The 24221-nt window shown below is 55.4% G+C and carries 17 protein-coding genes; 11 read left to right on the top strand and 6 right to left on the bottom strand.

Translation table 11 applies throughout. The features are described from left to right. A partial coding sequence (locus tag NG42_RS03605) for an enolase C-terminal domain-like protein (protein WP_241488293.1) occupies window positions 1-950 on the bottom strand: 950 nt, incomplete at its 3' end. A 306-nt stretch (window positions 951-1256) separates the two neighbouring features. Here NG42_RS03605 and NG42_RS03600 point away from each other — a divergent pair. The 10 genes from NG42_RS03600 (at window position 1257) to potD (ending at window position 18631) form a co-directional block, all read left to right on the top strand. Beyond that, window positions 1257-2621: a PTS transporter subunit EIIC gene (locus NG42_RS03600; RefSeq protein ID WP_052897905.1), complete on the top strand. Its 1365-nt coding sequence runs from the start codon at window positions 1257-1259 to the stop codon at window positions 2619-2621. Between the two features lie 136 nt (window positions 2622-2757). After that, window positions 2758-3873: a spermidine/putrescine ABC transporter ATP-binding protein PotA gene (gene potA / locus NG42_RS03595; RefSeq protein WP_052897904.1), complete on the top strand. Its 1116-nt coding sequence runs from the start codon at window positions 2758-2760 to the stop codon at window positions 3871-3873. Further along, on the top strand, window positions 3857-4717 hold the full coding sequence (potB, locus tag NG42_RS03590; RefSeq protein WP_052897903.1) for a spermidine/putrescine ABC transporter permease PotB: 861 nt from the start codon (window positions 3857-3859) through the stop codon (window positions 4715-4717). The genes potA and potB overlap by 17 nt, the downstream gene beginning before the upstream one ends. Next, window positions 4714-5490, top strand: coding sequence for a spermidine/putrescine ABC transporter permease PotC (potC, locus tag NG42_RS03585; RefSeq protein WP_052897902.1), 777 nt, complete (start codon window positions 4714-4716; stop codon window positions 5488-5490). Before potB ends, potC begins: the two co-directional genes overlap by 4 nt. A 444-nt stretch (window positions 5491-5934) precedes the next feature. Continuing rightward, a complete protein-coding gene (locus tag NG42_RS03580; RefSeq protein WP_052897901.1) occupies window positions 5935-7689 on the top strand; it encodes a ShlB/FhaC/HecB family hemolysin secretion/activation protein in 1755 nt (584 codons plus the stop codon). A gap of 11 nt (window positions 7690-7700) precedes the next feature. Further along, window positions 7701-8216 (top strand): toxin-activating lysine-acyltransferase, encoded by a 516-nt coding sequence (locus NG42_RS03575; protein WP_052897900.1) that lies wholly within the window; start codon window positions 7701-7703, stop codon window positions 8214-8216. A gap of 27 nt (window positions 8217-8243) precedes the next feature. Next, a complete protein-coding gene (locus NG42_RS03570) occupies window positions 8244-16625 on the top strand; it encodes a hemagglutinin repeat-containing protein (RefSeq protein WP_053116353.1) in 8382 nt (2793 codons plus the stop codon). Window positions 16626-16628: 3 nt separating this feature from the next. Then, window positions 16629-16886: a hypothetical protein gene (locus NG42_RS03565; protein WP_052897899.1), complete on the top strand. Its 258-nt coding sequence runs from the start codon at window positions 16629-16631 to the stop codon at window positions 16884-16886. After that, window positions 16883-17431 carry a YajG family lipoprotein gene (locus NG42_RS03560; protein ID WP_241488292.1) on the top strand — a complete coding sequence of 183 codons (549 nt, stop codon included), beginning with the start codon at window positions 16883-16885 and terminating at the stop codon, window positions 17429-17431. The genes NG42_RS03565 and NG42_RS03560 overlap by 4 nt, the downstream gene beginning before the upstream one ends. A gap of 156 nt (window positions 17432-17587) precedes the next feature. Continuing rightward, entirely contained in the window at window positions 17588-18631 is a 1044-nt protein-coding gene (potD, locus tag NG42_RS03555; protein ID WP_052897898.1) for a spermidine/putrescine ABC transporter substrate-binding protein PotD, read from the top strand. A gap of 105 nt (window positions 18632-18736) precedes the next feature. On the opposite strand, the gene cobB is transcribed toward potD, so the two are convergent. Genes cobB through lolC form a run of 5 tightly spaced genes read right to left on the bottom strand, consistent with a single transcriptional unit; the run spans window position 18737 to window position 23659 of the window. Then, on the bottom strand, window positions 18737-19570 hold the full coding sequence (gene cobB, locus NG42_RS03550) for a Sir2 family NAD+-dependent deacetylase (protein WP_052897897.1): 834 nt from the start codon (window positions 19568-19570) through the stop codon (window positions 18737-18739). Window positions 19571-19584: 14 nt separating this feature from the next. After that, window positions 19585-20493, bottom strand: coding sequence for an N-acetylglucosamine kinase (gene nagK, locus NG42_RS03545; RefSeq protein ID WP_052897896.1), 909 nt, complete (start codon window positions 20491-20493; stop codon window positions 19585-19587). A 25-nt stretch (window positions 20494-20518) separates the two neighbouring features. Beyond that, window positions 20519-21763 (bottom strand): lipoprotein-releasing ABC transporter permease subunit LolE, encoded by a 1245-nt coding sequence (gene lolE, locus NG42_RS03540; RefSeq protein WP_052897895.1) that lies wholly within the window; start codon window positions 21761-21763, stop codon window positions 20519-20521. Then, window positions 21763-22467, bottom strand: a complete 705-nt coding sequence (gene lolD, locus NG42_RS03535; RefSeq protein WP_052897894.1) for a lipoprotein-releasing ABC transporter ATP-binding protein LolD — start codon at window positions 22465-22467, stop codon at window positions 21763-21765. The genes lolE and lolD overlap by 1 nt, the downstream gene beginning before the upstream one ends. After that, a complete protein-coding gene (gene lolC, locus NG42_RS03530; RefSeq protein WP_052897893.1) occupies window positions 22460-23659 on the bottom strand; it encodes a lipoprotein-releasing ABC transporter permease subunit LolC in 1200 nt (399 codons plus the stop codon). The genes lolD and lolC overlap by 8 nt, the downstream gene beginning before the upstream one ends. 251 nt (window positions 23660-23910) lie before the next feature. Between lolC and NG42_RS03525 the strand changes: the two genes are divergently transcribed. Then, the gene (locus tag NG42_RS03525; protein ID WP_052897892.1) at window positions 23911-24120 is read left to right on the top strand and encodes a hypothetical protein; all 210 of its coding nucleotides are present in this window, start codon (window positions 23911-23913) and stop codon (window positions 24118-24120) included. Window positions 24121-24221 lie beyond the last annotated feature (101 nt).

Raw genomic sequence — 24221 nt, 5'->3', positions numbered from 1 at the left:
CAACCAATCGGCGACATATCCGGCGGCCCGTGCCACGCCAGCCGCACGCCAAATGCCTGACACAGTACCGCCAGTTTCAGCGCCGGGGTGATGCCGCCCAGCTGCGAAATATGACAACGAATAAAATCGATGCGTCGGTTAACAATTAAATCATGCCACTCGGCCGGATTATTAAACAGCTCGCCCAGTGCCAGCGGCACAGACGAATGCTGACGCACCTGCTCCAGCCAGCCACTCTGCTGAGGTGAAACAATATCTTCAATGAAATAAGGCTGAAAAGCTTCGACCGCTTTGGCAAACTGTACCGCCTGCTGCGGAAACAGCCGTTCATGCACGTCGTGCAGAATATGAAAACGCTGACCATATTTTTCCCGCAGCGCTTTAAACATCGCCAGCGTATTCGCCATATACTCATCCTGATCGTAATAGGCTCCCGGCGTCGGCTGCCGCGTGCTGTGCATCCCCTGCGGCGTACCGCCGTAAAAACCCAGCTGGCAGCGGATATGGCGATGCCCGTCCGCCAGTAACGCATCGATTTGCGGATAAAGCCCATCGAGGGTTTCACTGGAAGCATGGCTGTAAACCGCAATCGCGTCTTTTGATTTACCGCCCAACAGCTGATACAGCGGCATCTGCGCCAGCTGGCCTTTAATATCCCACAGCGCCATATCAATGCCGGAAACCGCATTATTAATCACCGGGCCATTGCGCCAGTAGGCATTGACCATCATCATCTGCCACAGATCTTCAATATGGTTGGCATCACGGCCCATCAGCAGCGGTTTCAGATACTCATCAACCATGGTTTTTACCGCCAGCGGACGCTGCTGAAAAGTGGCACAACCGTAACCAATAATATTTTTATTGGTGGTGACCCGCACCACAATCAAATTGTGGCGATCCGGTTTGGTGATAAAACATTCAATATTTTCAATCAGTGTTGGCAACATATTAATAATCCCCCGGCTGCGCAAACAAGGCGTCCGCTACCGCATCCAATTTATGCTCAGGGTTATTACTATCGCTTTAATTCCGGCACGGCGTAAACCTTTTTTCAGTGATTTATTTTGGTTCGGAAAAGCGCAAAAATGACGATTAAAACCAGACCAATTTGCACTAATCCTCCTTTTCACCCGCTGCATGCACTGAAATTGTGATTGATATCAACTTTTATTGGTTTGTTTTGCCTGAGGCACTTCTCTACTATCGTTGCGCACTACTCAGACAACAATAAGCACAGCGTCAGGAGTCGTTTTATGGGGAATACCACCACGGTAAATAGCATTATTAAACTGGTCGGCGGCGCAGAAAATATCAATAAAGTCTGGCACTGCATGACGCGTTTACGTTTTGATTTAATCGATGAAAATAAAATTAATCAGCAGGAGATTAAACAGCTGCCGGGGGTGTTAGGTGCGCAAATACAGAGCGATCAATTTCAGATTATAATTGGTCCGCAGGTTAACAGCTGGTATCAGCAACTGAGTGGCGCACTTAACCCCGACAAACAGCCTTCAGCCGCCAGTGCGGGTAAAGCCAAAAAAGGGCTAATTTCGCTGTTTATGGATACCGTCTCCGGGGTGTTTGGCCCGATAGTACCCGCTATCGCTGGTGCCGGGATGATTAAAGGCTTGCTGGCCGGGCTGGTGGCGCTGCAACTGGTCTCGGCCAAGAGTGATACGGTGGTGGTAATTGACCTGATTGCCAGCGGCGTATTCTGGTTCCTGCCGTTTTTCCTCGCCATTTCAGCGGCGAAAATGTTTAAAACTAACGAATATCTTGCCGCCGCTGTCGCCGCCTGCCTGATGTACCCGTCACTGATTGAGGCGGCAAAAGCGCTGGCCAGCCATGCTCCCGGCGCGGTCGACACTTTCTGGTTTCTGAATATCATTCCGGTTTCGGTATTTAATTATGCGTCGAGTGTGATACCGGTCATTTTCTCGGTGCTGGCACTCAGTTATATCTATCGTTGGGTCGACGCCATTATGCCAGCGGTATTGAAAACGGTATTTACCCCGACCCTGACGCTATTTATTGCGGCGCTGGTGGCGCTGGTGATCATCGGGCCGTTCGGCATCTGGCTGGGTAAATTACTGGCGATGTTTATTGAAGGATTATTTGGCGTCTCGGCCAGTTTTGCCGGGCTGATTGTCGGCGCCATTCGCCCGGTCGCCATTCTGACCGGGATGCATCACGCAATGACGCCGATTGCGTTACAAAACTTTACCGACCGTGGCTACGATATGCTGATGCCGATGATGTTTATGGCCAATATGGCGATTGCCGGTGCTACCTTTGCCATCTGGCGTCACAGCAAGGGGCGTCAGGAAAAGTCGGTGGTGCTCTCTGCGGCGTTTTCGGCGCTGTTGGGGATTACTGAACCGGCACTGTTTGGCGTCCTGACGCGTTATAAGCCAGCGTTTATTGCCGCCACCGTTGCCAGTTCTCTGGCCTCAGCGTTTATTGCTTTCTTTGGTGTGCGTTTATATGGTTATATTTTATCCAGCATCTTTAGTCTTCCCGCTTATATCGGCCCGTATTTTATCTTTGCCGTCATGGGCGTACTGCTGTCGCTGGGGTTATCCTTTACCCTGACCACGGTGCTGGTAAGTAAAAAATAGTGTCTGTCGTTGACCATTAAGGCCATATTCAGGCTTTACTGACGCAGCTCGTCGGCATTAGCCGGGCGGGCTGCGAGTTTTTCAGGTATCATCGCTCCCCAATTTTAAACCTAACCCTTTGATTCAGGCAGCGAATATGATGCAAAAACACGCGCGCAAGCCGCTGGTCACGCTTTCAGGCATCAGCAAAGCGTTTGACGGTAAGGACATTATTGCCGATTTTAACCTCACCATTAATCACGGTGAATTTATTACCCTGCTGGGCCCTTCCGGCTGCGGCAAAACCACCATTCTGCGTCTGATTGCCGGACTGGAAGTCGCCGACCGTGGCGATATCGTGCTGGATGGTGATTCGATTACTGACACGCCAGCCGAACACCGTCATATCAATACGGTGTTCCAGAGCTATGCGCTGTTCCCTCATATGACAGTATTCGAAAACGTCGCCTTTGGCCTGCGGATGCAGAAAACCCCGAACGATGAAATCACCAGCCGGGTGAATGAAGCGCTGGCAATGGTGCAACTGAACGATTTTGCCCAGCGTCGTCCGCACCAGCTCTCCGGTGGACAACAGCAGCGCGTGGCGATTGCCCGTGCGGTGGTGAACCGGCCCAAAGTCCTGCTGCTGGATGAATCGCTGTCGGCGCTGGATTACAAACTGCGTAAGCAGATGCAGAACGAGCTGAAAGCGTTACAGCGTAAGCTCGGTATCACCTTTATTTTTGTTACCCACGATCAGGAAGAAGCGCTGACGATGTCCGACCGTATCGTGGTGATGCGTGAAGGCCAGATTGAGCAGGACGGCACGCCACGCGAAATTTACGAAGAGCCGCGCAACCTGTTTGTCGCCCGCTTCATCGGTGAAATTAACGTGTTTAGTGCCGAAGTGCTGCACGCGCTGGACAATCAACGGGTACGCGCACGGGTTGAAGGCCGCGAATGCGATATCCTGGTGCCGTTTGCGGTGCAACCCGGCCAGCGGCTGAATGTACTGTTGCGCCCGGAAGATTTACGCGTGGAAGAGATCAACGACGACAACAATATCGACGGGCTGATCGGTTATGTGCGCGAGCGTAACTATAAAGGGATGACGCTGGAATCCACCGTCGAGCTGGAAAACGGCAAGCTGGTGACGGTAAGCGAATTCTTTAATGAAGACGATCCTGATTTCGATCACTCGCTGAATCAGAAAATGGCGGTGAACTGGGTTGAAAGCTGGGAAGTGGTGCTAAAAGATGAAAACAACGCGTAAACGCTTTCAGAAAGTGGTGATTCTGACCATTGTCAGCTGGCTGGTGCTGTTTGTGTTTCTGCCCAACCTGATGATTTTCGTCACCAGTTTTCTGACCCGTGATGATACCAACTTTGTGAAGCTGGTCTTTACACTGGATAACTACAGCCGTCTGGCCGACCCGCTGTATGCCGAGGTGCTGCTGCACTCGCTGAATATGGCGCTGATTGCCACCCTGAGCTGTCTGCTGCTCGGCTATCCCTTCGCCTGGTGCCTGACAAAGCTGCCGGAACGTCTGCGTCCGCTGATGCTGTTTTTGCTGATTGTGCCGTTCTGGACCAACTCACTGATCCGTATTTACGGCCTGAAAATCTTCCTCAGCACGCGCGGCTGGCTGAACGATTTTCTGCTGTGGCTGGGGGTGATCGACAAGCCGTTCAGCATTATGTACAGCTCGCAGGCAGTGATCCTCGGGCTGGTGTATATCCTGTTGCCATTTATGGTGATGCCACTTTACTCCAGCCTGGAAAAGCTGGATAAGCCGGTGCTGGAAGCGGCGCGCGATCTGGGTGCCAGCAAGCTGCAAACCTTTATCCGCATTATTTTACCGCTGACCATGCCGGGCATTGTTGCCGGCTGTCTGCTGGTTCTGCTGCCGGCAATGGGCCTGTTCTTTGTTTCCGATCTGATGGGCGGCGCGAAAAATCTGTTAATCGGTAATGTGATTAAAAGTCAGTTCCTTAATATCCGTGACTGGCCGTTTGGCGCGGCCACCAGCGTGGTGCTGACGCTGATTATGGGGCTGATGCTGTTAATTTACTGGCGTGCTGCACGCCTGCTGAATAATAAGGTGGTGCTGGAATGATGGCGCGCGGGTTACGCGGCGGTTTTATGACCGTCATCTACGCCTGGCTGTATATTCCGATTGTGATCCTGATTATCAACTCGTTTAATCAGTCACGATTCGGCATCAACTGGCAAGGCTTCAGCACCCAGTGGTACAGCCTGCTGCTCAACAATGACAGCCTGATTGAGGCGGCAAAGCACTCTCTGATTATGGCGGTCCTGTCGGCCACCTTTGCCACGCTGATCGGCTCGCTGACCGCAGTAGCGCTCTACCGCTATCGTTTTCGCGGTAAGCCGTTTGTCGGCGGCATGTTATTTGTGGTGATGATGTCACCGGATATCGTGATGGCGATTTCGCTGCTGGTGCTGTTTATGCTATTGGGCATCTCACTCGGCTTCTGGTCGCTGCTGTTCTCGCATATCACCTTCTGCCTGCCCTTTGTGGTTATCACCGTCTTTTCGCGCTTAAAAGGCTTTGATGTACGCATGCTGGAAGCGGCGAAAGATCTCGGTGCCAGTGAAATCACCATTCTGCGTAAGATCATTCTGCCGCTGGCGCTGCCAGCAGTGGCGGCGGGTTGGCTGCTGAGCTTTACCCTGTCGATGGATGATGTGGTGGTCTCCTCATTTGTCACCGGCCCCAGCTACGAAATATTACCGCTGAAGATCTATTCAATGGTCAAAGTCGGCGTCTCGCCAGAGGTGAATGCGCTGGCCACTATTTTAATGCTGTTATCCCTGGTCATGGTGGCGCTTAGCCAGCTATTACTGCGCGATAAAACTCGCCGTTAATCCTCTCCGGGGCGATATTCGCCCCGATTTATTTATCTCTTCCCCGCAATTATTTATTCCCGCAGCTTAGATTAAGATTCTGAATATATATCAGGCTTATTTTCTGACAATTTACTGGCGCACAGCACAGGTTTACGCCATTACACAAACTGACAAATTATAAGATTCCCTTAACTGGCCCCCTTTAAACTGATGACATTTTCTGTTATCAGACAGACTCCACCTGACAACACTCAACAACAAACACTCTAAAACCAAGTAGTTACATAAACAATCCCGCCTGGGTTTGTTAAGAAAAATTACCGTTGCCGACTGAATATCAGCGCCATTTGGTAAATTTTATGTAAAAAACCAGCCATTTTGAGACAAATCCGAAGAAGAAAATTGTTAACGTATGTGGCTCAAAAACCTTACTAATAACAATTCAATAATCAGGGTAATTCAATGTTACGGACTGCGTCATTTTCTGACGGGAAAACGCCTGCGCGCCTGAGTCAGCTCGCACTGTTTATTTTATTCAGCACAGCCATTCAGGCTCAGGCTGCAGACAGCTTTTTAACCCCACCCGCTGCCCAGGCCGCGCGTGAGCGTTTAAACGAACAGCAAAATATCAACCAACAGGATCGGCAGCGCGCACTGGAACAACAATTAGCGCCGCAAACGCCGGATGTCCGTTTACAAACCGCGAACTCTTTTTTCACCACGCTACAATTTCCGCAGGAAGAGAACTGTTTTGCGCTGAATAACATTCAGTTAGACGGCAAAAATGATTTCCCTTCGTGGTTACGATTGCCGCTGCAAAGTCTGGCAAATCAGGCGCAAGGACACTGCCTCGGCAGCCAGGGCGTCAATCTGCTGATGAGCGCCCTGCAGAACCGTCTGATCGATCATGGCTATGTGACGTCCCGGGTGATGGCGCCGCCGCAAAACCTGAAAAGCGGCACGCTGCGTCTGACCCTGATGCCTGGCAAAATCCGTGATATTAAACTGAGCAAACAGAGCGACAGTTACGTTCAGCTGTACAACGCGCTGCCCGCACGGAAAGGCGAAATGCTCGATCTGCGCGATATTGAACAGGGGCTGGAAAACCTGCAACGCGTGCCGACCGTGCAGGCCGATATGGCGATTGTTCCCGGCGAGCAACCTGGCGAAAGCGATATCGAAGTCAGCTGGAAACAGCAGAAACACTGGCGTATCGGCGCAACGCTGGATGATTCCGGTACCAAAAGCACCGGTCGCTATCAGGGCGGCCTGACGTTTTACCTCGACAACCCGTTCTCCCTCAGCGACCTGTTTTACATCTCCGGCAACCATGATTTGCAGCCCGGCAGCGATAAAGGCAGTAAAAGCTATGTGATGCACTACTCAGTGCCGTTCGGCTACTGGATGGCGGGCGTCACCGCCAGCGGCTACGACTACAACCAGAATGTCGCCGGTTTAAATGAGGATTATCGCTACAGCGGCAACAGCCAGAATCTTAACTTTCAACTGAGTCGCGTGCTGTATCGCAGCACCAGCCAGAAAACCTCCGTCAGCTACGAAATCCTGACGCGCGAAGCGAAAAACTTTATTAACGATACCGAAGTGGACGTGCAGCGGCGTAAAACCAGCGCCTGGCGCGTTGGCCTGCAACATCGTCACTATCTCGGCGATGCGACCTTTGACGGCGCAGTCAGTTATCAACACGGCACCCGCTGGTTTGGCGCGATTCCGGCACAGGAAGAGTCTTTCGATGAAGGGACGGCGCTGGCAAAAATCATTCAGCTTAACGCCCAACTCGATCTGCCGTTTGAACTGTTCGGCCAGACTTTCCGCTACAACGCCCAGTATCTGCGCCAGATCAATCACACCCGCTTAACGCCACAGGATCAACTGTCGCTCGGAAACCGCTGGACGGTGCGCGGCTTTGACGGCGAACGCACCTTAATCGCCGACCACGGCTGGTTTGTGCGTAACGACCTGGGCTGGCGCACGCCGCTGCCTAACCAGGAGCTGTATATCGGCGCGGATTACGGTGAAGTCGGTGGCGGCGGCAGTGAATACCTGGTCGGCAAACATCTGGCAGGTGGCGTGATTGGGCTGCGCGGTAACGCCTTTAGCGTCGGTTACGATCTGTTTGCGGGCGTGCCGTTCTCGAAACCGGATGGCTTCTCCACCAGCCCGGTCACGCTCGGCTTCAACCTCAGCTGGCAGTATTAAGGGTAATCCTCATGAAGATTCCGGTTAACGGCTATCAGCTTACCGCGCCGATGCTCGGCGGTCCGTTCAGCGAAGCGGAAGCGCTGGGTGCGGCAGTGTGGTTGTGGATGCACTCGGCGCAGCATCGCGATATCCCTTTAAGCGTGCTGCCCACCCTGCTGCTGCCCGCTATTAAACACCAGCAGTTTGTGATTGCCAGTCGCGACGATAAACCGCTGTTTTTCCTCAGCTGGGCGTGGATGGACGAGGCGGCCGAGCATCGCTATCTGAATGGTCCCGGCATTCTGGTCGAGCCGCAAGACTGGAGCAGCGGCAACCGCTTATGGCTGCGCGACTGGGTCGCACCGTTTGGTGAACAGTTCGCACTGCGTCGTCTGGTCAGCAGCACCCTTTTCCCGCATCTCTGTGGTCGCTCGCTATACCACAAAGGTGCGGAACGGGGTCAACGCGTCATGCAGTTCCGTGGCGACGACGTCACCCTGCAGCAGTTCAGACACTGGCAGCAAAATACGCCGCTGGTCGGCTAGTCGCTTTATTTTGAATGGATAATTCCCGTGAATAAGAACCTGTATCGCGTCATTTTTAACCAGGCTCGTGGCCTGATGATGGTGGTGGCAGAAATTAACCGTGGTCAGGGCAAAAGCGCTGGCGCATCCGGCATCGGCCATACGCTGAGCCAGCTGATTGGTCGCCTGTCTCCGGCGGCATTCCTTACTCTGACCGCGCTGGGGCTGGTCACGCTGGCACCGCAGGCGCTGGCGGCCACTATCGTGGCGGATAAAAGCGCGCCGGGCGGTCAGCAGCCGACCATTATGCAGAGCGCCAATGGCACGCCGCAGGTCAATATTCAGACGCCGAGCGCCGGTGGGGTTTCCCATAATAAATACAGCCAGTTCGACGTCGACAAGAAAGGCGCGATCCTCAATAACTCGCATAATCAGGTGCAAACCCAGCAAGGCGGCTGGGTCGCGGCTAACCCGTGGCTGGCGAAAGGCGAAGCCAAAATCATTCTGAATGAAGTGAACTCGCGCGATCCGAGTAAGCTTAATGGCTATATCGAAGTGGCCGGACGGAAAGCGCAGGTGGTGATCGCCAACCCGGCAGGCATCAGTTGCGACGGCTGCGGCTTTATTAATGCCAACCGCGCCTCACTGACCACCGGTAAACCGTTGATGGAAAACGGTGAGCTACGCGGCTATCGCGTCGGTAACGGCGAAATCATGGTGAATGGCGCGGGCATGGACAGCAGCCGCCAGGACTATACCGATCTGATTGCGCGTACCGTCAAAGTCAATGCCGGGATCTGGGCGAAGGATCTTACTGTCACCACCGGTCGTAATGAGGTTTCCGCCGATCAGCAAACGGCATCCGCCAGCACCGATGGCGACAGTGTCAAACCGAAACTGGCGATTGACGTGGCGCAACTGGGCGGCATGTATGCCGGCAAAATCCGGCTGGTGGCGACCGAAAAAGGGGTCGGCGTCAGCAATATGGGCAGCATCGGCTCGCAGGCCGGAAATATCACCATTAACGCCAATGGCGATATCACCAACAGCGGCACCCTCAGTGCCACTCAGGACAGTCAACTGACCGGGCAACAGGTCAATAACAGCGGGTCGGTTTACGCCCGCCGTGATACCACCCTCACCGGCAGCAAAGCGGTCAATAACAGCGGGCTGATTGCCGCCGGGCGCAATAACACGCTGCGCGCTGACAGTATCAGCAACGGTGAAAAAGCCGCGCTGGCTGCCGGGATGAACAGCGACGGTTCGCTTGCCAGCAGCGGCGATTTGACCTTAAGCAGCAACGGGCAGTTGATCAGCCACGGCCAGAATCTGGCTGGCGGCAATCTGACGGCCAGCGCCAGCAGCCTGGATCTGCGCCACAGCCAGACTAACGCGCGCAATGCCACGCTAAACAGTCACGGCGATATCATTACCGATGATGCGGTGGTGCAGGCCAGCAAGCAGCTGACCATCGCTGCGCCAGCAAAACTCAGTAACGACCGCGGTGCCATCGCTGCCGGTAAACTGAGTCTGACCACGCCACAGCTGAGTAACCGCCAGGGCGAGCTGTTGCAGCTCGGTGAGGACGACCTGCATATCGCCGCCGGTAATATTGACAACCAGAGTGGCCGTATTGCCAGTAACGCTAAAAATATGACATTGCAGGCCGACAGTCTGGATAACCAGAGCGGCAAGATCCAGCATAGCGGCAGCGGTGCATTGCAGGTAACAGCCCGTGAGCTTAACGGTCAGAGCGGTGAAATCGCCACGGCCAGCCAGCTGAATGTTACGGCTGACACGCTTAACCTTGATCGGGCAGAAACCGCGGCCGCTGGCGTCAACATCAGTGCCGACAGACTTTCCCATCGCGGCGCAACCCTGACGCAAAGCGGCAATGGCCCGCTCACCATCGCGGTCAGCGACGCACTGGATAACAGCAACGGTATCCTTGCCGCCAATGGCGATATCAAACTGACGGCCGGTGCGCTGACTAACCAGCAAGGCAGTATCGTCGCCGCCAGCGCCGGCGCTCTGGATATCGCCGTGCGCGGCGATCTGGATAATCAGCACGGTACACTGGCAGCGGCCACTGATTTAACCAGTCACAGCGCTAACCTGCTGAATGCGGGCGGCAGCGTCTCGGCGTTGGGCGGTGATTTACAGGTGACTGGCGCTCAGTTGCTGAGTAATACCGGCGGACGGCTGGAAGCCACCGGCGATATCGCGCTGAATGGTGCGAATATCAGTAATGATCAGGGGATCGTGGTCGGCGAAAATATCACTGCCAACAGTGCCGCCGGGCAGTTTACCAATCAGCAAGGTGCGCTGCTGGCGAATCAGGCGCTGACGATTGAAACTGGTCGCCTCGATAATCAAAGCGGCAGCCTGCTGTCGACCACCGGTACGACGCTGCGCGCCTCCAGCGTTGATAACCGCGCGGGCGAACTGCTGAGCGAAGGCTCCCTGCGTATCGACAGCGCCGAAGTGAATAATCAGCAAGGCGCGATACAGACCCGTGATAATCTGCTGGTCAATGTCGCCGGCACATTAAATAACACCCTTGGCCTGCTGCGCAGTGGCGCTGAGCTGACGCTAAACAGTGCTGCTCTGCTGAACAGCCAGACCCGTGGCGAAGACCAGGGTATTCAGGCTCATGATATCAACATCAGCAGTGATGCCATCGATAACCAGTTGGGTACGCTGGCGTCGGCGAATAATATCACCCTCGCCAGCAGCCAGCTGAATAACGTACAAGGGCAAATCTCCGCCGGTAACAGCCTGACACTGGGTCAGACAGCGGCGCCATTTGCCCGAACCGCGCTGACTGCCGACGATCTGCGAATTAATAATGATGGCGGGCGCCTGATTGCCGGACAGCAACTGACCTTTAACGGGCAGGATATCAGCGGCAGCGGTGAAATTCTGTCTCTGGGCAATATGGCGCTGACCTTTGGCGACAGTTTCAGTAACAGCGGCAAAACACTGGCCAATGGCGATTTATCGCTAAATGTGACCAATACTCTCACCAACAGCGCACTGCTGGCGGCAGGCAACCAGCTTGACCTGCAAGCCACCCATATCGATAACCAGGCCAGCGGCGAGTTAAGCGCGCAGCGCACCACGCTGACCGCGGCTGACACTCTGACCAACCGCGGGCTGATCGACGGTGTACTGACCACGCTGGTCGCCAACACCCTGAATAATATTGGTAGCGGCCGGATTTATGGCGACGGCATGGCAATTAATGCTGCGACCCTGAATAACCTCGCAGAAAACGGTCAGAGCGCCACGCTGGCCGCACGTCAGCGTATGGATATTGGCGTCGGCACATTGAATAACCGCGATCATGCGCTGATCTACAGCGATGGCGATATGGTGATCGGTGGCGCGCTCGATGCCAGCCAAACCGCCACAGGCAAAGCGGCGGTAATCAATAACCACAGTGCCACCATTGAGTCGGCGGGCAATATGGCGCTGAACTTTGGCACGCTCAACAATGTTAACGACAACTTTGCCACCGGCATGGTGCAGCTGTCACAGCAGCAGAAAAACGAGTATATGGTGGTGTCGCTGAATAATGGCGTGCACTACAGCCCGGATGACTACAACATCAGTTTCTATAAAGATGAAGTGCGGCATATCTGTATTGAAGGGGTGGTTTGCGGTCGCGACCATTACTACGAATACAACTATACCGAGACCATCACCGAACAGCAGATTACCCAAAGCGATCCGGGTCAGATTATTGCCGGTGGCTCGCTGTCGCTGTCCGGCGATAAAATCTTTAATGACAAGAGCCGTATTTTATCCGGCGGCGACCTGCTGACCAACGTGGTGGATATTGAAAACACCGAGCTGAAAGGTCAGAAGCTGATCGACCGGGTAGGTCAGGTGATCGAGTGGGATCGTATCCATAAAAAAGGCAAGGACAGCCAGAAGCACAACGCCAGCGCGTATACCCCACCAACAGAAATTCAGTCGATCGATCTGAAACCGGGCGTTATTGAAGGGAACAGCCAGGTAGTGAGTAACGCCCCGGCATTAAGTGGCTTTAACGCCAGTGCCGTGCAGGCGGCGGTGATCAACACCGGGGATCTCAGCACCCTGCCCGCCGGTCAGCGCATCGAAGTGACCGGGCATGCCGCAACACAAGGCGACAACGGCGTCAATGAGGTGGTGCGTTCCATCATTCCGGACACGTCACTGCCCGGCGGCAGCCTGTTTACCACCCTGCCCGCTACCAGCAGCAACTACCTGATCGAGACCGATCCGCGCTTTACCAATCAGAAAAGCTGGCTCAGTTCCGATTATATGCTGAGCCAGTTGCAGGCCAATCAGGATGTGACGCAGAAACGCCTTGGTGACGGCTTCTATGAACAGCGACTGGTCAGAGAACAGATCGTCGAGCTGGTCGGCCAGCGCTATCTGGCCGGTTACGACAGCGATGAAGAACAGTACAAAGGGTTGATGGAGTCCGGTGTCAGTTTTGCCAAACAATTTAACCTGACGCCGGGAGTGGCGCTGAATGCAGAACAGATGGCGCAGATCACCAAAGATATGGTGTGGCTGGTGTCGCGCGACGTGACGATGCCGGACGGTTCCAGTCAGAAAGTGCTGGTGCCGCAGGTGTATGCCAAAGTACAGCAAGGCGATATGGACGGCAGCGGTGCGCTGCTGGCCGGTAAAAATATCAGTCTTGGTCTGAGCGGCGGTATGCTGAACAGCGGCCGCATCAGCGCCAGCCAGCTGGTGACGGTCTCCGGCGAAAACATTGTCAATGTCGGCGGCACCATCGCGGCGAAATCGGTCGCCTTGCAGGCCAACAACGACGTCATCAATAACGGTGGGATTATCCGCGCCAGCGATGCGCTAATGGTCGATGCCGGTCGCGATATTACGGTTGCCACCGAGAGCGTGCATGCGCAAAGCGAGAACGGCAGCAACCGCTTTAGCCGCGACAGTATTGATCGCGTGGCCGGCATGTATGTGCAGGGAGACGACGGCAAGCTGATGTTGCAGGCCGGTCGCGATGTCAACTTGCAGGCGGCAAAACTGGTGGCTTCGGGCGAAAACGGCCAGTCGGCGATTCTTGCCGGACGCGATATCAATCTGACCAGCATCAGCACTGGCAGCAGCGATACGCTGGTGTGGGATAAAGACAACCATCTCAGTCAGTCGCGCACCCAGGTTCAGGGCAGCGAACTCACCAGCACTGGCGGTAGCCTGCTGAGCGCCGCGAATGATATCCGCGCCGCAGCGGCGACGATTAACGCCGGTAAAGCGCTGAATCTCAACGCCGGACGCGATATCAGTCTGGGCAGCGCCGCCAGCCAGGATGCGCTGGATATGCACTCGAAAACCAAGGGATCGGGCTTCCTCTCCTCCTCTACCACCACCACCCGCGCCGGTTATGATGCCACGCTGGCCAATGGCAGCAGTCTTGGCGGGGAAAATATCGCCATCAGCGCCGGACGCAATATTGCGGTGACGGGCAGCGATATCGCCGCGGATCAGGATCTGGCGCTGCGTGCTGGCAACGATATCACCGTCAGTGCCGCCGAACAGAGCCGCGACAGCTGGTCGATGAAAAAAACCACCAAATCCGGCCTGATGAGCACCGGTGGCATTGGTTTGACCGTTGGTGGAGTAAATGAAAAATCGACCAGCGATACCGTCGAGCTGACCCGCAGTGGCAGCACGCTGGGCAGCGTCGCGGGCGATACCAGCCTGGTGGCCGGCAACGATATAGCGGTTCAGGGTTCTGATGTCATCGCCGGTAACGACATCAATATGGTGGGCAGAAATATCACCGTTGATGCGGCCGATAATCACAGCAGCACCGACACCACTTATCAGCGTAAGCAGAGTGGTTTAACGCTGTCTCTGTCGGGAACCGTCGGCTCGGCGATTAATTCGGCGGTCACCAGCGCTCAGCAGGCTGATGAGCAGCAGGATGGTCGCATGGCAGAGCTGCAGAAGGTGAAAGCCGGACTTTCCGGCGTGCAGGCGATTCAGGCCGCGACGATGGCAGCGCAAAATACCACCGATCAGAACGCCATCGGCGTCAGCCTGTCACTCAGCACCTCGAAATCGCAGAGTGAGTCGCACAGCGAGCAGGTCACAGCCACTGGCAGTACGCTACAGGCGGGCAACAACCTGAATCTGGTGGCGACCGGCACCGATAACAGCGGCAGCGACGGCGATATCACGATTGGCGGCAGCCAGCTGAAGGCCGGTAATGACATGCTGCTTTCCGCTAACCGCGATATCAACCTGCTGTCATCAGAGAACAGTCAGTTGCAGAGCGGCAAAAACAGCAGCAGCGGTGGCGGTGTTGGCATCAGCATTGGTGCCGGTCAGGGCGGTGCTGGCATTAGCGTATTTGCCAACGCCAGCAAAGGCTCCGGCAAAGAGAACGGCAGCGGCATCAGCCATAACGAAACCACGCTGGATGCCGGTCACCAGCTGACGATTAACAGTGGACGCGATACCACCTTGCGCGGCGCGCAGCTGAGCGCCGATCGGGTAATCGCCAACGTCGGTCGCGATCTGACGCTGCAAAGCGAGCAGGACAGCGATCGCTATGACTCGAAGCAGCAAAACAGCAGCGCCGGTGCCAGCTTTACCTTTGGCTCGATGACCGGCAGCCTGAGCGCCAGCGTCAGTAAAGATAAGATCCACAGTAATTATGACAGCGTGCAGGAGCAGACCGGCATCTTCGCCGGCGATGGCGGCTTTGATATCACCGTCGGCAATCATACCCAACTGGATGGCGCGGTAATTGGCAGCACCGCCAGCGCCGATAAAAACCGGCTGGATACCGGCACGCTCGGCTTTAGCAATATTCACAATGCGGCTGAGTTTGAGGTGTCGCACAGCAGTGCCGGTCTGAGTACCAGCGGGCTGGGCGCACAGGATCTGCTGAAAGTCGCGGCGCAAAATCTGGCAGCCAATGCGCTGGCAGCCGATGGCAGTGACGGCAATGCTTCCGGCACCACGTACGCCGCCATTTCATCAGGCACAATTACCGTGCGCGATACGGCTAATCAGCAACAGGATATTGGCGAACTCAGTCGTGATGTTGAACATGCCAATCAGAGTATCAGCCCGATCTTTGATAAAGCCAAAGAGCAGCAGCGCCTGAGCAAGCTGAGTCTGATTGGTGAAATTGCCAGCCAGGGCGTCGATATTACCCTGACGCAGGGCCATATTATGGCCAACAGCGCCGGTATCGCTGAAGCGGGTGAATGGGACGAAAGCAAAGAGACGCGTAAAGAGTACTGGGATCGCGTAACGTCCACGGACAGTTACAAAAAAATCGACGAACAGTACAAGGCTGGTGGCGATCTCGATCGCGGCGTGCGTGCGGCAGCGGCGGCAATTACCGCGCTGGCGGGCGACGACCCGGCCAAAGCCCTGGCAGCAGGTGCCGCGCCTTATCTGGCCGGCGTGGTGAAAGGGATGACGGTCGGCTTTGATAAAGACCCGAGCGCGGAGCAAATTGCCGCCAATGCTATTGGCCATGCGGTACTGGGTGGCGTCGTCGCCGAACTTTCCGGCACCAATGTGGCGGCCGGTGCAGTGGGCGCGGCCAGCGGCGAACTGGCGGCGCGTGCCATTCGTGACTATCTCTATCCGGGCAAATCCACCGAGGATCTGAAGCCGGATGAGCGCAGCAAAATCAGCAACCTCGCCTCACTGGCCGGTGCACTGGCGGGCGGCCTGACGGCGGATAATATTGCCGGTCTGGTCAGCGGCCATGACGCCGGTAAAAATGCGGTGAATAACAACGACTTGCTGCCCGCCGGGATGATGTCGTACGGTGCCGGTGCCACGTCAATGATGAAGTATGAGACGGAACAAGGTAAAACCGCCGAACAGGTAAGCGAAGCGGCACGGGTGTATAGCCGTGGCTCCATGCCGGAAAACCAGGATGCCGCCAAAGCTTTATTGCAGGGCTGGGGCTTCTTTATGGGCAATGCGCTGACGCTGGGCGGCGGTTCAGCGGTCTCCGCCGGTGCCATGACGATCAGTGGCCTGATTGCTGGCGGCGCTAACCTGAATAATCAGGCGATGTTTCTGAAGCCGGGTGAAAGCCTTAATTATACCGATGCGCTGCTGGCCAGTGGCATCAGTGCCGTCACCGCTGGCAGAGGCTTCTGGGCCTCACAAGCCCTCGGCATGAGCGGTGCGCTGGTCAGCAGTAAAATTAAGGGCGAAGACGCCACCGGTGCGGTGATCGGTGCTGGTATTGGTAATGTCGCCGGTGCCGTAACCTCAAAAGCGGTCGGTGCGGTATCACAAAAAGTGTTGTCGCCGGCGAATTCTGACGTCCTCGGCACCGTTTTTGGCTCGGCGGTCTCCGAAGGCACCGGCACTACCATTCAGCAGGCGGTCGACAAGAAACCTTCCGCCAAACCGGAGCAATAAGCGGTGAAAGATAAAAAGCCCGCCGTCAGTATGCTGGTGATTCTGATGGTCAGTTGCTTTTTCATGCTGACCTGCACCATTGCGCTGGTCGAGCTGGGGGTCTGGCTTTACTACCAGTTTATTTTGCACCTGCCGTCGGGAATGCACTGGCAGACGTCGTTAAGCAAAGCGCTGCGCAGCGGCGTTGCCGTCGGGCCGATTGCCGGGCTCGGCGTGTGGCTTAATATGTGGCTGGAATATCACAAAGGAAGGAAACGATGAAAATGTTGCTGCGCGTAGCCGCCGCCAGTATGGTGCTGGCCACGGCTGGCTGCGCACTGCTGCCCAACAACCGCTTTTTCACCCCGCCACCCGCCAGCGCCGATGCGCCCTGGCTGCGGGTGGTGGATAATACGGAACAAACCAGTATTTATCAGACGCTAAACGGGCAACGCAGCGGTGGGCTGATACGATCCAGCGAGTGGGTATTACAGAATACTCAGGATCGCGGCATGCCAAAAGCCAGCGGCGAGGATTATAATATTGATTATTACGAAACGCCGCTGGTGGCCGGTGTGGAAACGGCAGTGGAAAATGTTTATGTCGAAGGCAAACACCAGTGCCTGATCAGCGCGCGTTTTACCCCGGAGCAAGGTAAGAAATATCAGTTCCGGCTGGAAAGCGACACCCTGAACTTCCGCTGTCGGGTACATGCCGCTGAGGTGGTGAAAGACAATCACGGTATGTGGTCACTGAAACCGCTGCAAAATGTGCGTTACAGCGCCAAAGAAGGCAGCGGCTGGCATCCGATGCATACCAGCCTGTAACCAGCAAATGTCTGTGGTGGGAAAAGCTCTCTTTCTGGCTGCTAATCAACATTTTAGCCGCTAACCTTGACCCACCCGCCCCCTGACTTATAATCGCGGCCATACTTGTAAGGGTGCAGGCAACTGGGTGCCGCATCCGTATCCGGGAGAGTTATCATGAAAACGTGGTCACACTGGCTGGCAGCTGGCGCACTGGCGCTGAGCGTACATAGCGCGCAGGCTGACGACAGCAAAACACTCTACTTCTACAACTGGACAGAATATGTCCCGCCGGGACTGCTGGAGCAGTTTACCAAAGAGACCGGCATCAAAGTGATCTACTCGACCTATGAATCCAACGAGAGTATGTATGCCAAGCTGAAAACTTATAAAGATGGCGCGTATGATCTGGTGGTTCCTTCAACGTACTTCGTTGCCAAAATGCGTAATGAAGGGATGATTCAGAAAATCGACAAAAGCAAACTGTCAAATTTCAATAACCTCGATCCGGTACTGCTGAACAAATCGTTTGATCCGAATAACGACTACTCAATTCCCTATATCTGGGGTGCGACTGCGATTGGCGCGAATACGGATGTTATCGATCCCAAAACTGTTACCCGCTGGGCCGACCTGTGGAAGCCGGAATATAAGCAGAGCCTGCTGTTAACTGACGATGCCCGCGATGTGTTCCAGATCGCCCTGCGCAAACTGGGTTACTCCGGCAATACCACCGACCCTAAACAGATCGAAGCGGCTTATGAAGAGCTGAAAAAGCTGATGCCAAATGTGCTGACGTTTAACTCAGACAACCCTGGCAGCCCGTATATGGAAGGCGAGGTGAATCTCGGCATGGTGTGGAATGGCTCGGCGTATGTTGCACGCCAGGCCGGTACGCCGTTGCAGGTTATCTGGCCGCAGGAAGGCGGTATTTTCTGGATGGACAGCCTGTCTATTCCGTCAAATGCGAAAAATGTCGATGGCGCGTTAAAACTGATTAACTTCCTGCTGCGTCCGGATGTAGCGGCCAAAGTTGCCGAAACCATCGGTTATCCGACGCCTAATCTGGCGGCGAAAAAACTGCTGCCGAAAGTGGTCTCCAGCGATCAGTCACTCTACCCGAGTGATGAAGTGATTAAAAACGGCGAATGGCAGGATGATGTTGGCGAAGCCAGTATCCAGTACGAAACCCTGTTCCAGAAGTTAAAAGCCGGTCGTTAAACCGTATATCCCGTGGGGGCGGCGTTCTCGCCGCCCGTGCCAAAGATTCGCACCCTGCAAACCATTAAAAGGGAGCCGAAAACGGCTCCCCTACGCGCTATCTGATTATTTATACAGCCCCAGCAAAAATGTGCGCACATAAAGCGGCACCACTTGACTGGCCGGACCGTATTTTTTCTCTTCGAACTCGCTGCCCACCTGGCTTGGCTCCAGATTCAACTCTACGGTATGCGCACCCTGCAATTTCGCTTCGTGAACAAAACCCGCCGCCGGATAGACATGGCCTGACGTACCAATCGCGACAAAGTAATCCGCCTGCTCAATGGCCTGATAGATCTCATCCATCTCCAGCGGCATTTCGCCAAACCACACCACATGCGGGCGCAGCACCGCCGGGAACTGGCAGCAGTGGCAGCGGTCGCCTGGCTTCACATCTTCTGTCCAGTCCAGCACCTGCCCACTCATCGAGCAGCGCACTTTCAGCAGTTCGCCGTGCATATGGATTACCCGCTCGCTGCCAGCACGCTCATGCAGGTTATCAATATTCTGCGTCACCAACAGGAAACTGTCGCCCAGCACCGATTCCAGCTCCGCCAGCGCCTGATGCGCCGCATTTGGCTGAATGTCCGGCTGCTGCAACTGCTGGCGACGGGCGTTATAAAACGCCTGTACCAACGCCGGATCGCGGGCAAAACCTTCCGGCGTCGCCACGTCCTCAACCCGATGCTCTTCCCACAGGCCATCGCTGGCGCGGAAAGTACGAATGCCAGATTCAGCCGAAATCCCGGCGCCCGTCAGAACCACCACGCGCGGCAGCGGATGCGCCGCCAGCTCAGCGCTACGGTCGCGCTCGAAAATGCGCTGACGAAAGCGTTGATGAATCTGACGCTTGGTCTTTTTGTAGCGTGCGAGTCGCAGTCGGCGACGGGGTGTGCGCATAAAAACTCCTTTGATTACTTAAGATGGAGGAATGCGGCGCCGCGCATTCCTCCTGCATCGCCATGACGGGCTTTAGCAAAGCGCGGTGGTTTCGCCACCGGTAACAGGTGCTTTGCCACCCGCTGCTCCAGCCCTTCATAGAGAGCGTCGAAATTTGACAGCCCCCCGCCCAACACCACCAGGTGCGGGTCGAGCAGCGTCAGCAAATTGCCAAGGCAAACCGCTAACAACTCACGATAACGCTCGGTATGGGCCAGCGCCAGTTTATCACCCTGATAATAACGGGTGATAATTTCAGGTGCACTGAGAGTCTGCTGATTATGGTGCTGCCAGAGCCAGGAAAAACCCTGCCCGGAGAGATAAGATTCAATACAGCCGCGTTTACCGCAGCCACAGGACAGTAGTGGAGTATCGTGACCAAGCACCTCAAGCGCGTCGATCGGCAAACGCAGATGGCCAAATTCACCGGTAATGTAGTTGCGCCCGGTCACCGGTTTACCATCAACAATTAATCCGCCGCCGACGCCGGTACCCAGAATCAGTCCGAATACCACCGGATAAGCCTGGAATTCCTCATCCCAGGCTTCGGAGAGCGCAAAGCAGTTTGCATCATTATCAATGCGCACTTCGCGCTGTAAGCGTTGCGACAGATCGGCGCCCAGGGTTCTGCCGCGTGCGGCTGGCACATTGGCGGTAAACAGGGTGCCATCATCCGGTACCGGCAGGCCCGGCACACCGATGCCGACGCTGCCACGCTGGCCGCTGATGCTGTCGGACTCCAGCACTAACTGTTCCAGCGTTGCCAGCAGTTGCTGATAATCATCACGCGGCGTTGCCACGCGTTTAGTCCACTGCTGCTGGCGTTGTGCATCGTAAACACCGAGGGCGATTTTGCTGCCGCCCATATCGAGGCCGTAATACATGCGCTTATCCCCTTCGATACCGGTATTATTGGCCGCTTAACACTCGCGCCGGGTCGATACGACTGGCGCGGCGAGCCGGATACCAGCTGGCGAGCAGGCTAAGGACAATGGCCGTCGCCAGTACCGAGAACACATCGGTCCAATGCAGTTCCGACGGCAGGAAATCGATAAAATAGATATCGCCGGAGAGAAACTGATGGCCGATCAGCGTTTCAATGCCGTTGATCACGCTGGTCAGATTCAGCGCCGCCAGCACGCCGACCACCACACCGCTAACGCTGCCGAGTAAGCCCGCCATCAGGCCGTACCAGACAAAGATCGCGCGGATCAGTCCATCTTTCGCGCCGAGTGTACGCAACACCGCGATATCACTGCTTTTATCTTTCACCGCCATTACCAGCGTCGACACAATATTAAAGCAGGCCACGCCAATCACCAGCACCATCGCCAGATACATAATCGCGCGGATCATCTGAATATCACGATACATATAGCCGTAAGTGCCGACCCAGCTGCGCAGATAGACATAAGACTGAGTGACTTCACCGGCATCGCGCACCAGCTTGTTGGCGCTAAACGGATCGTTAACCTTAATGGCAATCCCGGTAATGTTCTCACCCATCGCCAGATACTGCTGAGCATCCACCAGTGGCACCATGGCCAGACTGTGATCGAGCATGCCGCTCAGCTGTAAAATCCCGCTGACCTGCAAACGCACCCGCTTCGGCTGCAACAGTTTGTGCTCAGTATCGCTGTTTGGGATCATAATCGTCAGCCAGTCGCCCTGCTTCAGACCGAGCGATTTTGCCACGCCACTGCCGATAATCACCTGCTGTTTGCCGGCAGCAAAGCTGGCCCAGGCATTATTCTGCACGAATTTGGGTAGCGCACTAAGGTGCGTTTCCTGTTGCGGGTCAACCCCCTTAACCTGAATTGCCTGCAGTTTGGCACCGCTCTCAATCAGACCGGTAAAATTAATATAAGGCGCAGCGGCAGCAATGCCCGGCACCTTCTCAATACGCGGAATCATGCCCTGCCAGCCGCTAAACGGCTGATTAACCGGCTCGATTTCACCGTGCGGCACCACCGCCAGGATACGATTATTCAGTTCACGCTCAAAACCGTTCATCGCACTCAGGCCGACGATTAACACCGCCACACCCAGTGCGATACCGACGGTGGAGATCACCGAAATCAGCGATACCATGCCGCCCCGCCGACGGCCGCGGCTGAAGCGTAATCCCAGCAGTAGCGATAAAGAAGAAGCCATTACAACGCTCCTGCCAGCGTCAGTTCACCCCTGAGCTGACCGTCGCGCATCTCCATCTGGCGCTTCAGGCGCTTTGCCAGATGCAGGTCGTGAGTCACCACCAGAAACGCGGTTCCCTGACGCACATTCAGTTCGCCCAGCAGGTCGAAAATGGCATCAGCATTGCGCGCATCGAGGTTACCGGTCGGTTCGTCCGCCAGCACCAGACGCGGATTGTTCACCAGCGCACGGGCAATCGCCACACGCTGCCGCTCGCCGCCTGACAGTTCAGAAGGACGATGCGCCGCGCGTTTCTCCAGCCCGACCGCGCTGAGCATTGCACGCGCTTTTTCCTGCGCTTCGGCTTTATTCACTTTGCCGATCAGCAGCGGCATCGCCACATTTTCCAGCGCGGTGAAGTCCGGCAGCAGGTGGTGAAACTGATAGATAAAGCCGAGCTCGCGGTTACGCAGCTCGGCTTTGGCCGATGACGACAGGCTGTTCAGCGATTTGCCATCAAACACCACTTCACCGGAGGTCGGTGAGTCCAGACCGCCCAGCAGATGCATCAGGGTACTTTTACCGGAGCCAGAGCTGCCGACAATCGCCATCATTTCACCCGGCTCAATGCTGAATGACACATCGCGCAGCACATCTGTCTGCACGCTGCCTTCCTGATAGCGTTTGCACAGATCGTTACACTGCAACAGGATCGAATTACTCATAGCGTAAAGCCTCAGCGGGTTGTACGGCGGCAGCGCGCCAGGAAGGATAAAGCGTCGAAAGCAGCGCCACCACCATCGCGGTCAGCGCAATGGCTACCACCTGCCACGGCGAAATCGCGACCGGCAGCGCAGCGCCATCAAGGAAAATGCCAATCACCGGCATCAGATTATTCAGCTGGCTGGCGAGTAGTACGCCGAGCAACGCGCCCAGCAGCGCACCGATAATACCGGCGCTGGCGCCCTGCACCATAAACACCAGCATAATCTGCCGACGCGTCAGACCCTGGGTTTGCAGTATCGCCACTTCGCCCTGCTTCTCCATAATCAGCAGGCCAAGCGAGGTAATAATGTTAAATGCGGCGACCGCTACGATCAGGCTCAGCAGCAGGCCCATCATATTTTTCTCCATGCGCACCGCCTGGAACAGCTCGCCTTTGCGTTCGCGCCAGTCTTTCCACACCATGCCGTCGGGCAGTTTTTGCTGGCTCAGGGTATCGACGGAGAGTGGCTGGTCGAGCCATAAACGCCAGCCGGTGATATTACCCGCCGGATAGCGCATCAGGCGTGAAGCATCCTGCTGGTTAACCAGAATCTGATAACCATCAACTTCACTGTTGGCGGCAAAGGTGCCGATAATATTAAACAGACGCTGGCTTGGCAGGCGGCCCATCGGCGTAAACTGGCTGGCAGACGGCACCATCAGGCGAATCGAATCACCGCGTTTCACACCCAGCTGCCCGGCCAGTTGTTCGCCAAGAATGACGTTATACTGCCCGGCCTGCAGATCCTGCTGTTTCACGTTAACCAGATACGGCGTCAGCGGATCCTGCTCATCAGGCTGGATGCCAAGCATCACCCCGACTGCCACGCTGCGCGCGCTTTGTAACACCACATCACCGGTGGTTAACGGCGCAACGCGGCTGACGCCCTGAAGTTTCAGGCTCTCTGCCGGGAGTTGTTGAGGATTGACCGATCCTTTGTCGCTGGTGACCAGCGCCTGCGGCATCAGACCAAGAATATTGTTTTCCAGCTCGCGCTCAAAACCGTTCATTACCGACAGAACGGTAACCAACGCCAGCACGCCCAGCGTAATGCCGATTGTGGAAAGCCAGGAGACAAACCGACCAAAGCGGTCTGACGCTCGTCCGCGCATGTAACGCAGACCGATAAATAACGCAACAGGTTGATACATGTAATCCGTCTTATGGCGGTTGCTAATGCAAAGTGATAAGGATGATAAAGGAGCGGCCCGCTTTATGGAACCTCTAAGCCTCTGAGTCTGCTGGAAACCCTGTAAAGATAGTGCAGGCAGGCGACTGACTGATGAAATTATCGTCAGCGCCGGGGTTTTAATGCCTCTGAACGTCCAGGGTTATCAGCGATAAACTATAATAATGGTATGTGGATCAGGATTTATCGCCCGTTAACGCAGGGAGTCGTACCATGTTCAGATATCCCAAAGGCAGTATTGTTAAACATAAAACCGGCCATATTAAAGGCGTGGTGGTTAACGTCTTCGATCAGGGAGACTCCCCGACCGGTTACTACATTAAATGGGATGATGGCAACCACAGCTATCATCTTGAATCAGATTTGTGCTGGGCCAATATTGATCGGCCAAAAATGCACTACACTCAGCAGTCGACGAAATAGCGCTTCCTGACGCTATCCTCAGGCTTTTGCGCTTGATTCGTCTGATTAAAAATCCGGTCGCGATCAGGTGATCCCTGACGCGTTCTGTGAAATCATTACCG

The sequence above is a fragment of the Winslowiella iniecta genome (assembly GCF_001267535.1).
In the GTDB taxonomy this organism is placed as follows: Bacteria; Pseudomonadota; Gammaproteobacteria; order Enterobacterales; family Enterobacteriaceae; genus Erwinia; species Erwinia iniecta.
Note: the sequence above shows the minus strand (reverse complement) of the source record. Positions and strands in the feature narration are given on the sequence as shown.

What these genes read in the sequence shown, in the direction of transcription:
- NG42_RS03575 (WP_052897900.1), top strand. Translation starts at nt 7,701, where the DNA reads ATGAAGATTCCGGTTAACGGCTATCAGCTTACCGCGCCGATGCTCGGC.
- nagK (WP_052897896.1), bottom strand. Translation starts at nt 20,493, where the DNA reads ATGTATTACGGCCTCGATATGGGCGGCAGCAAAATCGCCCTCGGTGTT.
- NG42_RS03525 (WP_052897892.1), top strand. Translation starts at nt 23,911, where the DNA reads ATGTTCAGATATCCCAAAGGCAGTATTGTTAAACATAAAACCGGCCAT.
- potC (WP_052897902.1), top strand. Translation starts at nt 4,714, where the DNA reads ATGATGGCGCGCGGGTTACGCGGCGGTTTTATGACCGTCATCTACGCC.
- NG42_RS03580 (WP_052897901.1), top strand. Translation starts at nt 5,935, where the DNA reads ATGTTACGGACTGCGTCATTTTCTGACGGGAAAACGCCTGCGCGCCTG.
- lolE (WP_052897895.1), bottom strand. Translation starts at nt 21,763, where the DNA reads ATGGCTTCTTCTTTATCGCTACTGCTGGGATTACGCTTCAGCCGCGGC.
- lolC (WP_052897893.1), bottom strand. Translation starts at nt 23,659, where the DNA reads ATGTATCAACCTGTTGCGTTATTTATCGGTCTGCGTTACATGCGCGGA.
- cobB (WP_052897897.1), bottom strand. Translation starts at nt 19,570, where the DNA reads ATGCGCACACCCCGTCGCCGACTGCGACTCGCACGCTACAAAAAGACC.
- NG42_RS03600 (WP_052897905.1), top strand. Translation starts at nt 1,257, where the DNA reads ATGGGGAATACCACCACGGTAAATAGCATTATTAAACTGGTCGGCGGC.
- potB (WP_052897903.1), top strand. Translation starts at nt 3,857, where the DNA reads ATGAAAACAACGCGTAAACGCTTTCAGAAAGTGGTGATTCTGACCATT.
- potA (WP_052897904.1), top strand. Translation starts at nt 2,758, where the DNA reads ATGATGCAAAAACACGCGCGCAAGCCGCTGGTCACGCTTTCAGGCATC.
- lolD (WP_052897894.1), bottom strand. Translation starts at nt 22,467, where the DNA reads ATGAGTAATTCGATCCTGTTGCAGTGTAACGATCTGTGCAAACGCTAT.
- NG42_RS03560 (WP_241488292.1), top strand. Translation starts at nt 16,883, where the DNA reads ATGAAAATGTTGCTGCGCGTAGCCGCCGCCAGTATGGTGCTGGCCACG.
- potD (WP_052897898.1), top strand. Translation starts at nt 17,588, where the DNA reads ATGAAAACGTGGTCACACTGGCTGGCAGCTGGCGCACTGGCGCTGAGC.